Source organism: Streptomyces sp. NBC_00829 (genome assembly GCF_045161795.1).
Taxonomy (GTDB): Bacteria; Actinomycetota; Actinomycetes; order Streptomycetales; family Streptomycetaceae; genus Streptomyces.
The window spans coordinates 3,289,258-3,302,045 of sequence record NZ_CP108867.1 but is presented as its reverse complement, the minus strand read 5'-3'; the positions used below and the strand labels follow the sequence as shown (position 1 = coordinate 3,302,045).

Annotated in this window: 8 protein-coding genes; all 8 read left to right on the top strand. The window is 66.0% G+C overall.

Annotated elements, in window-relative coordinates; genetic code table 11:
* Positions 1-56: 56 nt before the first annotated feature.
* A complete protein-coding gene (nusG, locus tag OG293_RS14060; RefSeq protein WP_405999134.1) occupies positions 57-959 on the top strand; it encodes a transcription termination/antitermination protein NusG in 903 nt (300 codons plus the stop codon).
* Positions 960-1,136: 177 nt separating this feature from the next.
* On the top strand, positions 1,137-1,571 hold the full coding sequence (rplK, locus tag OG293_RS14055) for a 50S ribosomal protein L11 (protein ID WP_307661693.1): 435 nt from the start codon (positions 1,137-1,139) through the stop codon (positions 1,569-1,571).
* 85 nt (positions 1,572-1,656) lie between these two features.
* Entirely contained in the window at positions 1,657-2,379 is a 723-nt protein-coding gene (gene rplA / locus OG293_RS14050) for a 50S ribosomal protein L1 (RefSeq protein ID WP_405999133.1), read from the top strand.
* 157 nt (positions 2,380-2,536) lie between these two features.
* On the top strand, positions 2,537-3,415 hold the full coding sequence (locus OG293_RS14045; RefSeq protein ID WP_405999132.1) for a DUF1396 domain-containing protein: 879 nt from the start codon (positions 2,537-2,539) through the stop codon (positions 3,413-3,415).
* Positions 3,416-3,675: 260 nt separating this feature from the next.
* Positions 3,676-4,206, top strand: coding sequence for a 50S ribosomal protein L10 (rplJ, locus tag OG293_RS14040; protein ID WP_326651935.1), 531 nt, complete (start codon positions 3,676-3,678; stop codon positions 4,204-4,206).
* A gap of 110 nt (positions 4,207-4,316) precedes the next feature.
* Complete coding sequence (gene rplL, locus OG293_RS14035; RefSeq protein WP_405999131.1) at positions 4,317-4,700, top strand: 50S ribosomal protein L7/L12; 384 nt, start codon at positions 4,317-4,319, stop codon at positions 4,698-4,700.
* A gap of 548 nt (positions 4,701-5,248) precedes the next feature.
* Positions 5,249-8,731, top strand: coding sequence for a DNA-directed RNA polymerase subunit beta (gene rpoB / locus OG293_RS14030; RefSeq protein WP_405999130.1), 3,483 nt, complete (start codon positions 5,249-5,251; stop codon positions 8,729-8,731).
* Between the two features lie 96 nt (positions 8,732-8,827).
* A complete protein-coding gene (locus OG293_RS14025) occupies positions 8,828-12,727 on the top strand; it encodes a DNA-directed RNA polymerase subunit beta' (protein ID WP_405999129.1) in 3,900 nt (1,299 codons plus the stop codon).
* Positions 12,728-12,788: the final 61 nt, after the last annotated feature.

Below are 12,788 nucleotides of genomic sequence, written 5' to 3'. Positions count from 1 at the left end.
AGCGGCGCCTCTTTCGCATGTTCCACCCCATCTGTATCCAGGAAGAAGCAGCCACCGTGTCTGACCCGAACCTGAACGACGCCATCGAGTCGGCGGAGTCCGTTGAGGACGAGCTCGACATCGTTGAGGCGGCGGACGCTGTGGAGCCGGACGAGGCCGAGGCTGCCGAAGCGGCGGCAGCTGAGCCGGCCGAGCAGTCCGCGATGCACCTCGAGGACGACGCCACCGCTGTTGCCGAGGTCGACGAGGACGAGGCTGCCGCAGCCGCCGTCGAGGACGAGGCGGAAGAGGGCGAGGCCGAAGAGGCCGCCGACGCCGTCGAGGAAGAGCCCGCCGCTCCGGTCGACCCGGTCGCGGCGCTCCGTGACGAACTGCGCGGTCTGCCCGGTGAGTGGTACGTCATCCACACGTACGCCGGCTACGAGAAGCGCGTGAAGGCGAATCTCGAGCAGCGCGCCGTCTCGCTGAACGTCGAGGACTTCATCTACCAGGCCGAAGTGCCCGAGGAAGAGATCGTCCAGATCAAGAACGGCGAGCGCAAGAACGTCCGCCAGAACAAGCTTCCCGGGTATGTCCTGGTCCGCATGGACCTGACGAACGAGTCCTGGGGCGTCGTGCGCAACACCCCCGGCGTGACCGGCTTCGTGGGCAACGCCTACGACCCGTACCCGCTGACCCTGGACGAGATCGTCAAGATGCTCGCCCCGGAGGCCGAGGAGAAGGCCGCTCGCGAGGCCGCCGAGGCCGAGGGCAAGCCGGCTCCCGCCCGCAAGGTCGAGGTCCAGGTGCTGGACTTCGAGGTCGGCGACTCGGTCACCGTCACCGACGGCCCGTTCGCGACGCTGCAGGCGACGATCAACGAGATCAACGCCGACTCGAAGAAGGTCAAGGGCCTCGTCGAGATCTTCGGCCGCGAGACCCCGGTCGAGCTGAGCTTCGACCAGATCCAGAAGAACTAGCTTCTTCCGCCAGCTTCTGGAACATACGCCTCCGAACAGGTCAGAACGGCTCTCGTAGCCGCTCTGACCTGCTCGGTTTTTGGCCGCACAGCTATACCCGTTATCGTTGTGCGGTATGCCTCCATCCGGATGACTGGGTGGAGTGCTGAAAACTCTCACTAGGACCCGGAGAGAGCAATGCCTCCCAAGAAGAAGAAGGTCACGGGGCTTATCAAGCTCCAGATCCAGGCCGGCGCGGCCAACCCGGCACCGCCGGTCGGCCCCGCGCTGGGTCAGCACGGCGTCAACATCATGGAGTTCTGCAAGGCCTACAACGCCGCGACCGAGTCGCAGCGTGGCATGGTCGTGCCGGTGGAGATCACGGTCTACGAGGACCGCTCCTTCACCTTCATCACCAAGACTCCGCCGGCCGCCAAGCTGATCCTCAAGGCCGCGGGTGTGGACAAGGGCTCCGGCGAGCCGCACAAGACCAAGGTTGCCAAGCTCACCGGCGCCCAGGTCCGCGAGATCGCCACGGTCAAGATGCCCGACCTGAACGCCAACGACCTGGACGCCGCGTCGAAGATCATCGCCGGCACCGCCCGCTCCATGGGCATCACGGTCGAGGGCTGACAGCTCAGCTCCCCGTACGACCTCAGTGGTAGGGCCAAGCGCTGGTCCGCACCACGACTCCATACCTGAAACCACAGGAGCAGAAGTGAAGCGCAGCAAGACTCTCCGCGCTGCGGACGCCAAGATCGACCGGGAGCGCAACTACGCCCCGCTCGAGGCCGTCCGTCTCGCCAAGGACACCGCCGCCACCAAGTTCGACGGCACCGTCGAGGTCGCCTTCCGCCTGGGTGTCGACCCTCGCAAGGCGGACCAGATGGTCCGTGGCACCGTGAACCTCCCGCACGGCACCGGTAAGACCGCCCGGGTCCTGGTCTTCGCGACCGGTGACCGTGCCGAGGCCGCGCTCGCCGCGGGCGCCGACATCGTCGGCTCCGACGAACTGATCGACGAGGTTGCGAAGGGCCGTCTGGACTTCGACGCCGTCGTCGCCACCCCGGACCTCATGGGCAAGGTCGGCCGCCTCGGCCGTGTGCTCGGTCCGCGTGGTCTGATGCCCAACCCGAAGACCGGCACCGTCACCCCCGATGTCACCAAGGCTGTGAACGACATCAAGGGCGGCAAGATCGAGTTCCGCGTCGACAAGCACTCGAACCTGCACTTCATCATCGGCAAGGTCTCGTTCGACGAGACGAAGCTGGTCGAGAACTACGCGGCGGCGCTGGAGGAGATCCTCCGTCTGAAGCCGTCCGCCGCGAAGGGCCGCTACATCAAGAAGGCGACCCTGGCGACGACGATGGGCCCCGGCATCCCGCTGGACTCCAACCGCACCCGCAACCTCCTCGTCGAGGAGGACCCGGCCGCCGTCTGAACATGACGGCAGTCGCGGGTCTCGCGCACTGAAGCCGGCCCCCGGACCTCGTTCACCCGAGGCGCGGGGGCCGGCCTTTTTATTGGCCGACACTGTCGGATTCGAACGGTAGTGTTACCAGGGTTTGTGGATCATCACGCATACCCGTGGGGGGAACATGATTCTGATACACCGGAAGACCGCCGGGGCCGTGCTCGCCGGAGCGCTGCTGTGCGGCACCGCGGCCTGTTCGGGGGGCACCAAGTCGCAGGAGGCGCAGGGGGACGGCCAGGTCGCCCAGAAGCCGGTGACGGTATCTCCGGTCGCCGCCGTGAAGCGCGCGGTCGACAGGAGCGCGAAGCTGAGCTCGTTCTCGTACCGCATGAAGGGGCAGGTGCCCGGGGCCGGAGCGGTCGAGGGGCAGGCCTCCATGACCGTCAAGCCGGTCACCATGCAGATGAAGATGAAGCAGAACGGCGCCGGTGAGAAGGCCGAGGTCGAGATGCGGCTTGTCGGCGGAGCCATGTACATAAACGCCGGCAAGAAGGCCGCCGCCGAGCTGGACGGCAAGACCTGGATCAAGTTCGACCTGTCGGCCATGGGCAAGAACGGCCAGAACCCGATGGCAGGGATCGGGGAGCAGGCGGACCGGAACCCGACCGAGGACTCGGCGTCCATGAGTGAGGCCAAGGACCTGAAGAAGCTCGGCGAGGAGACGGTCGACGGCGTGCGTACGACGCACTACGCGGGCACCGTGCCGCTCAGTGCGATGCGCCAGAACCTGAAGAACGGGGACCCTGGGGCCAGGCAGCGCCGCGAGAAGGCCATCGAGCGGTACGAGCAGATGGGCATCAAGGCCGTCACCATGGACATGTGGGTCGACGGGACCGAACAGACCAAGCAGTTCCGTAGCCGGGCCGCCACCGACAAAGGCCCGCTGGATCTGACCGTCACGTTCGTCGACTACAACAAGCCGGTGGTCGTGAAGGCGCCTCCGGCCGCCGAGACCGCGGACCTGGCGGAGATGCTCAAGGGCGCCGGGAGCGGCTCGGCCTGAGCCGAACGGCCCGATTTGCCTGACCGGGATCCGGTCCCGTACTCTTCCCCGGAAGCCAAAGACCGCTGGTCGTTGCTGTGCCCTCGCAAAAGGGTGCAGCGGCCGAAGGATCCGCTAGCTGCGGACGACCCGCGCAGGTGACTGTGGAAAGCTCCCGGATTCATCCGGTCGAGCTTCGCCCCGTGCGCCTGCGCCGGGGCGTTTTGTTTGCCCAGCCCCTTCTGAGCGGTCCTCATCACCCGGAAGGAGGCCGACGCTCTATGGCAAGGCCCGACAAGGCTGCCGCGGTAGCCGAGCTCGCGGACCAGTTCCGCAGCTCGAACGCCGCCGTGCTGACCGAGTACCGGGGTCTCACCGTGGCACAGCTCAAGCAGCTGCGCCGTTCGCTCGGTGAGAACGCCCAGTACGCCGTGGTGAAGAACACGCTGACCAAGATTGCGGCCAACGAGGCCGGGATCAACACGCTCGACGACCTGTTCAACGGTCCGACAGCGGTTGCCTTCGTCACCGGTGACCCGGTGGAGTCGGCGAAGGGTCTTCGTGACTTCGCCAAGGACAACCCCAACCTCATCATCAAGGGCGGTGTCCTTGACGGTAAGGCGCTGTCCGCCGATGAGATCAAGAAGCTTGCGGACCTCGAGTCCCGCGAGGTTCTGCTCGCCAAGCTGGCGGGCGCCATGAAGGGCAAGCAGTCCCAGGCTGCCGCGCTCTTCCAGGCGCTTCCCTCGAAGTTCGTCCGCACCGCGGAGGCGCTTCGTGCCAAGAAGGCCGAGCAGGGCGGTGCCGAGTAATTCGGCTCGCGCATTGATCAGCGCCGTCTGAGGCGCTGGTCGCAGCGGGCCGAACGCCCGCCGACTACATACATCCGGCACCTGCCGATTTAGTGGAAGGATCGCCCATCATGGCGAAGCTCAGCCAGGACGACCTGCTTGCGCAGTTCGAGGAGATGACCCTCATCGAGCTCTCCGAGTTCGTGAAGGCCTTCGAGGAGAAGTTCGACGTCACCGCCGCCGCCCCGGTCGCCGCTGCCGGCGTTGCCGTCCCCGGCGCCCCGGCCGAGGCCGAGGCCGAGCAGGACGAGTTCGACGTCATCCTCACCGGCGCCGGCGAGAAGAAGATCCAGGTCATCAAGGTCGTGCGTGAGCTGACCTCGCTGGGTCTGAAGGAGGCCAAGGACCTCGTCGACGGCGCTCCGAAGCCGGTCCTCGAGAAGGTCGCCAAGGAGGCCGCCGAGAAGGCCGCCGAGTCCCTCAAGGGTGCCGGCGCGTCCGTCGAGGTCAAGTGACCCTCTGAGTCTCACCGTGGCTCCGCATAGGGGTCACAGGGACGCAGCGAAGGGCGATCACCCGTATGGGTGGTCGCCCTTCGGCGTTCCGGCGCAGCCTGCCTTGCTCTTCCGCTTCCGCCGAGTATCGTGATCATCGCCGTGCGCCCCTGGCACCGGTCAGTGACGATCCCAGCAGCCAGTTTGGGCTGGGGGGCCTTGACGAACCGCACGCAGCGCGCAATTCTCAGGACGCGTCGTCACAACGATCCGTATCCGAGGCATGGATCGACGACCGAACGGGCAGTATCGATGTGCGCCACAAGGCGCGAGGGTGTCGCGGAGTTGAGAACAACGAGGGTCTCGAAAACCCGCACTGGACATCAGTGTGCCAAGTGGCTACACTGACCCTTTGCGCTGCCTGTTAACTGCCCCCTGCCCGTCACCAGGGGCATCCCCACGCATGAGCACCGTTGATCGAATCATCCCTGACCTGGGATTTCCATCTCCGTGCCCAGTGTGGGACCGGTACGCGCGTAGTGAGTCCGAGCCCTCGGAAGGACCCCCTCTTGGCCGCCTCGCGCAACGCCTCGACCGCGAATACGAACAACGGCGCCAGCACCGCCCCGCTGCGCATCTCCTTTGCAAAAATCAAGGAGCCCCTCGAGGTTCCGAACCTCCTTGCGCTGCAGACCGAGAGCTTTGACTGGCTGCTCGGCAATGCCGCTTGGAAGGCTCGTGTCGAGGCGGCTCTGGACAGCGGACAGGACGTCCCCACCAAGTCCGGTCTGGAGGAGATCTTCGAGGAGATCTCTCCGATCGAGGACTTCTCCGGGTCGATGTCGCTGACCTTCCGCGACCACCGTTTCGAGCCTCCGAAGAACTCGATCGACGAGTGCAAGGAGCGCGACTTCACGTACGCTGCCCCGCTCTTCGTCACCGCCGAGTTCACCAACAACGAGACCGGCGAGATCAAGTCCCAGACGGTCTTTATGGGCGACTTCCCGCTCATGACCAACAAGGGCACCTTCGTCATCAACGGCACCGAGCGTGTCGTCGTGTCGCAGCTGGTCCGCTCGCCGGGTGTCTACTTCGACTCCAACATCGACAAGACGTCCGACAAGGACATCTTCACGGCCAAGATCATCCCGTCCCGGGGTGCCTGGCTGGAGATGGAGATCGACAAGCGCGACATGGTCGGTGTCCGCATCGACCGTAAGCGCAAGCAGTCCGTGACCGTCCTGCTCAAGGCGCTCGGTTGGACCACCGAGCAGATCCTGGAGGAGTTCGGCGAGTACGAGTCCATGCGCGCCACCCTGGAGAAGGACCACACCCAGGGCCAGGACGACGCGCTGCTCGACATCTACCGCAAGCTCCGTCCGGGCGAGCCGCCGACCCGTGAGGCCGCTCAGACGCTGCTCGAGAACCTCTACTTCAACCCGAAGCGCTACGACCTCGCCAAGGTCGGCCGCTACAAGGTGAACAAGAAGCTCGGCGCCGACGAGCCGCTGGACGCCGGCGTGCTCACCACCGACGATGTCATCGCGACCATCAAGTACCTGGTCAAGCTGCACGCCGGTGAGACCGAGACCGTGGGCGAGAGCGGTACCCAGATCGTCGTCGAGACTGACGACATCGACCACTTCGGCAACCGTCGTCTGCGCAACGTCGGCGAGCTCATCCAGAACCAGGTCCGCACGGGTCTGGCTCGTATGGAGCGCGTCGTGCGCGAGCGCATGACGACTCAGGACGTCGAGGCGATCACGCCGCAGACCCTGATCAACATCCGGCCGGTCGTCGCCTCCATCAAGGAGTTCTTCGGCACCAGCCAGCTGTCGCAGTTCATGGACCAGAACAACCCGCTGTCGGGACTCACCCACAAGCGCCGTCTGTCGGCGCTCGGCCCGGGCGGTCTCTCCCGTGAGCGGGCCGGCTTCGAGGTCCGTGACGTGCACCCGTCCCACTACGGCCGCATGTGCCCGATCGAGACCCCTGAAGGCCCGAACATCGGTCTGATCGGCTCGCTCGCCTCGTACGGCCGGGTGAACGCGTTCGGCTTCGTCGAGACGCCGTACCGCCGGGTCGTCGACGACCAGGTGACCGACGACGTCGACTACCTGACCGCCGACGAGGAGGACCGCTTCGTCATCGCGCAGGCCAACGCCGCGCTCACCGACGACATGCGGTTCGCCGAGAACCGCGTGCTGGTCCGCCGCCGTGGCGGAGAGGTCGACTACGTCCCGGGCTCCGACGTGGACTACATGGACGTCTCGCCGCGCCAGATGGTGTCGGTCGCGACCGCCATGATCCCGTTCCTCGAGCACGACGACGCCAACCGTGCCCTCATGGGCGCGAACATGATGCGTCAGGCCGTTCCGCTGATCACGGCCGAGGCGCCGCTCGTCGGCACCGGCATGGAGTACCGCTGCGCGGTCGACGCCGGTGACGTCATCAAGGCGGAGAAGGAAGGTGTTGTCCAGGAGGTATCCGCGGACTACATCACCGTCGCCAACGACGACGGCACGTACACCACGTACCGCATCGCCAAGTTCTCCCGCTCGAACCAGGGCACCTCGGTCAACCAGAAGGTTGTCGTGGACGAGGGCGCCCGCGTGATCGAGGGCCAGGTTCTGGCCGACGGTCCCGCCACCGAGATGGGCGAGATGGCGCTCGGCAAGAACCTGCTGGTCGCCTTCATGCCGTGGGAGGGTCACAACTACGAGGACGCGATCATCCTGTCGCAGCGCCTCGTGCAGGACGACGTCCTCTCCTCGATCCACATCGAGGAGCACGAGGTCGACGCCCGTGACACCAAGCTCGGCCCGGAGGAGATCACCCGGGACATCCCGAACGTCTCCGAGGAGGTCCTCGCCGACCTCGACGAGCGCGGCATCATCCGTATCGGTGCCGAGGTCGTCGCCGGCGACATCCTCGTCGGCAAGGTCACGCCCAAGGGTGAGACCGAGCTGACCCCGGAGGAGCGTCTGCTCCGCGCGATCTTCGGTGAGAAGGCGCGTGAGGTCCGTGACACCTCGCTGAAGGTGCCCCACGGTGAGATCGGCAAGGTCATCGGCGTGCGCGTCTTCGACCGCGAGGAGGGCGACGAGCTGCCGCCGGGCGTGAACCAGCTGGTTCGCGTCTACGTCGCGCAGAAGCGCAAGATCACCGATGGTGACAAGCTCGCCGGCCGTCACGGCAACAAGGGCGTCATCTCGAAGATCCTGCCGATCGAGGACATGCCGTTCCTGGAGGACGGCACCCCGGTCGACATCATCCTCAACCCGCTCGGTGTCCCGTCCCGAATGAACCCGGGACAGGTTCTCGAGATCCACCTCGGCTGGCTCGCCAGCCAGGGCTGGAAGGTCGAGGGCAGCGAGGAGTGGATGGAGCGGCTGAAGGCCATCGGCGCCGACGAGGTCGCCGCCGGCACCAACGTCGCCACCCCGGTCTTCGACGGTGCGCGCGAGGACGAGATCTCCGGTCTCTTCGAGTCCACGATCCCGAACCGCGACGGCAACCGGATGGTGCTCCCGTCCGGCAAGGCCCACCTGTTCGACGGCCGCTCCGGCGAGCCGTTCCCGGACCCGGTCTCGGTCGGGTACATGTACATCCTCAAGCTCCACCACCTGGTCGACGACAAGCTGCACGCCCGGTCGACCGGCCCGTACTCGATGATCACCCAGCAGCCGCTGGGTGGTAAGGCCCAGTTCGGTGGCCAGCGGTTCGGAGAGATGGAGGTGTGGGCGCTGGAGGCTTATGGCGCCGCGTACGCCCTCCAGGAGCTGCTGACCATCAAGTCCGACGACGTCACCGGCCGCGTGAAGGTCTACGAGGCCATCGTCAAGGGCGAGAACATCCCTGAGCCCGGCATTCCTGAGTCCTTCAAGGTGCTCATCAAGGAAATGCAGTCGCTCTGCCTCAACGTGGAGGTGCTCTCCTCGGACGGTATGTCCATCGAGATGCGCGACACGGATGAGGACGTCTTCCGCGCTGCGGAGGAGCTCGGTATCGACCTGTCCCGGCGCGAGCCGAGCAGCGTCGAAGAGGTCTGACGGGTCTGGTCGGGACCTCCTCGTGAGGCCCCGGCCCTGCCCCGGACCCGTACAGACCATGATTGAGACTCAAACCCTGAGAGGGATTGACGCATAGTGCTCGACGTCAACTTCTTCGACGAGCTGCGGATCGGCCTTGCGACCGCGGACGACATCCGACAGTGGTCCCACGGCGAGGTCAAGAAGCCGGAGACCATCAACTACCGCACGCTCAAGCCCGAGAAGGACGGACTCTTCTGCGAGAAGATCTTCGGTCCGACCCGGGACTGGGAGTGCTACTGCGGCAAGTACAAGCGTGTCCGCTTCAAGGGCATCATCTGTGAGCGCTGTGGCGTAGAGGTCACCCGCGCCAAGGTGCGCCGTGAGCGGATGGGCCACATTGAGCTGGCCGCGCCTGTCACGCACATCTGGTACTTCAAGGGCGTGCCTTCGCGCCTGGGATACCTGCTCGACCTCGCGCCGAAGGACCTTGAGAAGGTCATCTACTTCGCCGCGTACATGATCACGTTCGTGGACGAGGAGCGCCGTACGCGCGACCTGCCCTCGCTGGAGGCGCATGTCTCCGTCGAGCGCCAGCAGGTCGAGAACCGCCGCGACGCCGACCTCGAGGCCCGCGCCAAGAAGCTTGAGACCGACCTGGCCGAGCTTGAGGCCGAGGGTGCCAAGGCCGACGTGCGCCGCAAGGTGCGCGAGGGCGCCGAGCGTGAGATGAAGCAGCTGCGTGACCGTGCGCAGCGCGAGATCGACCGTCTCGACGAGGTGTGGAACCGCTTCAAGAACCTCAAGGTCCAGGACCTGGAGGGCGACGAGCTGCTCTACCGCGAGCTGCGTGACCGCTTCGGCACGTACTTCGACGGCTCGATGGGTGCCGCGGCGCTGCAGAAGCGCCTGGAGTCCTTCGACCTCGAGGAGGAGGCCGAGCGGCTTCGCGAGATCATCCGTACCGGCAAGGGCCAGAAGAAGACCCGTGCGCTCAAGCGCCTCAAGGTCGTCTCCGCGTTCCTGCAGACCAGCAACAGCCCCAAGGGCATGGTGCTCGACTGCGTGCCGGTGATCCCGCCGGACCTGCGTCCGATGGTGCAGCTGGACGGTGGCCGCTTCGCGACCTCCGACCTGAACGACCTGTACCGCCGTGTGATCAACCGCAACAACCGCCTCAAGCGTCTCCTTGACCTCGGTGCCCCCGAGATCATCGTGAACAACGAGAAGCGGATGCTGCAGGAGGCCGTCGACGCGCTGTTCGACAACGGCCGCCGCGGTCGCCCGGTGACCGGTCCCGGTAACCGCCCGCTGAAGTCCCTGAGCGACATGCTCAAGGGCAAGCAGGGCCGTTTCCGTCAGAACCTGCTCGGCAAGCGTGTGGACTACTCCGCGCGTTCCGTCATCGTCGTCGGCCCGCAGCTCAAGCTGCACCAGTGCGGTCTGCCGAAGGCCATGGCGCTGGAGCTCTTCAAGCCGTTCGTGATGAAGCGCCTGGTCGACCTGAACCACGCGCAGAACATCAAGTCGGCGAAGCGCATGGTCGAGCGCGGCCGCACGGTCGTGTACGACGTGCTGGAAGAGGTCATCGCCGAGCACCCGGTTCTGCTCAACCGTGCGCCCACGCTGCACCGCCTCGGCATCCAGGCCTTCGAGCCCCAGCTGGTCGAGGGCAAGGCCATCCAGATCCACCCGCTCGTCTGCACCGCGTTCAACGCGGACTTCGACGGTGACCAGATGGCCGTGCACCTTCCGCTGTCCGCGGAGGCGCAGGCCGAGGCCCGCATCCTGATGCTGTCCTCGAACAACATCCTCAAGCCGGCCGACGGCCGTCCGGTCACCATGCCGACCCAGGACATGGTGCTGGGCCTCTTCTTCCTCACCACGGACGAGGAGGAGCGCGAGGTGCGCGGCGAGGGCCGTGCGTTCAACTCCTCCGCCGAGGCGATCATGGCCTTCGACGCCCGGGAGCTCTCGCTCCAGGCGAAGATCGACATCCGCTTCCCGGTCGGCACGATCCCGCCGCGTGGCTGGACCCCGCCGGTCGCGGAGGAGGGTGAGCCGGAGTGGCAGCAGGGTGACACCTTCCGCCTGCGGACGACCCTGGGCCGTGCGCTCTTCAACGAGCTGCTGCCCGAGGACTACCCCTTCGTCGACTACTCCGTCGGCAAGAAGCAGCTCTCCGAGATCGTCAACGACCTCGCCGAGCGCTACCCCAAGGTCATCGTGGCGGCGACGCTCGACAACCTGAAGGCGGCGGGCTTCTACTGGGCCACCCGTTCCGGTGTCACGGTCGCCATCTCCGACGTCGTCGTTCCCGAGGCGAAGAAGGAGATCGTCAAGTCGTACGAGGCGATGGACGAGAAGGTCCAGAAGCAGTACGAGCGCGGTCTGATCACCAAGCAGGAGCGCACGCAGGAGCTCATCACCATCTGGACCAAGGCGACCAACGAGGTTGCCGAGGCGATGAACGCGAACTTCCCGAAGACCAACCCCATCTTCATGATGGTCAACTCGGGTGCTCGTGGAAACATGATGCAGATGCGTCAGATCGCCGGTATGCGTGGTCTGGTGTCCAACGCCAAGAACGAGACCATCCCGCGGCCCATCAAGGCGTCGTTCCGTGAGGGTCTGTCCGTGCTGGAGTACTTCATCTCCACGCACGGTGCCCGTAAGGGTCTGGCGGACACCGCTCTGCGTACCGCCGACTCGGGTTACCTGACCCGTCGTCTGGTGGACGTCTCGCAGGACGTCATCATCCGCGAGGAGGACTGTGGCACCGACCGCGGTCTGAAGCTCAAGATCGCGGAGCGTGGCGCCGACGGTTCCCTGCGCAAGACCGAGGACGTCGAGACCTCCGTGTACGCGCGGATGCTCGCCGAGGACGTCGTCGTCGACGGCAAGGTCATCGCGCCGGCCAATGTCGACCTGGGTGACGTGCTCATCGATGCCCTCGTGGGCGCCGGTGTCGAGGAGGTCAAGACCCGCTCGGTCCTGACCTGTGAGTCCGCGGTCGGCACCTGTGCCTTCTGCTACGGCCGCTCGCTGGCCACCGGCAAGCTGGTCGACATCGGTGAGGCGGTCGGCATCATCGCCGCCCAGTCCATCGGTGAGCCCGGTACCCAGCTGACGATGCGTACCTTCCACACCGGTGGTGTGGCCGGTGACGACATCACCCAGGGTCTGCCCCGTGTCGTCGAGCTCTTCGAGGCTCGTACGCCCAAGGGTGTCGCCCCGATCTCGGAGGCGGCCGGCCGCATCCGTATCGAGGAGACCGAGAAGACCAAGAAGATCGTCGTCACCCCGGACGACGGCAGCGACGAGACGGCGTTCCCGATCTCGAAGCGCGCCCGTCTGCTGGTGGGCGAGGGCGACCACGTCGAGGTGGGCCAGAAGCTCACCGTGGGTGCCACCAACCCGCACGACGTGCTGCGGATCCTCGGTCAGCGCGCGGTCCAGGTCCACCTGGTCGGCGAGGTCCAGAAGGTCTACAACTCGCAGGGTGTGTCGATCCACGACAAGCACATCGAGATCATCATCCGGCAGATGCTGCGCCGTGTGACGATCATCGAGTCCGGCGACGCGGAGCTGCTGCCGGGCGAGCTCGTGGAGCGCTCGAAGTTCGAGACCGAGAACCGTCGTGTGGTCACCGAGGGCGGTCACCCCGCCTCCGGCCGTCCGCAGCTGATGGGTATCACCAAGGCCTCGCTCGCCACCGAGTCGTGGCTGTCGGCGGCGTCCTTCCAGGAGACGACCAGGGTTCTCACCGACGCGGCGATCAACGCCAAGTCGGACTCCCTGATCGGCCTCAAGGAGAACGTCATCATCGGTAAGCTCATCCCGGCCGGTACGGGTCTGTCCCGCTACCGCAACATCCGGGTGGAGCCCACCGAGGAGGCCAAGGCCGCGATGTACTCGGCCGTCGGCTACGACGACATCGACTACTCGCCGTTCGGCACCGGCTCCGGCCAGGCCGTTCCGCTGGAGGACTACGACTACGGTCCGTACAACCAGTAAGCGAGTCGCTTGATCGCATGAAGGGCGGTCACCCCGTTTCGTACGGGGTGGCCGCCCTTCG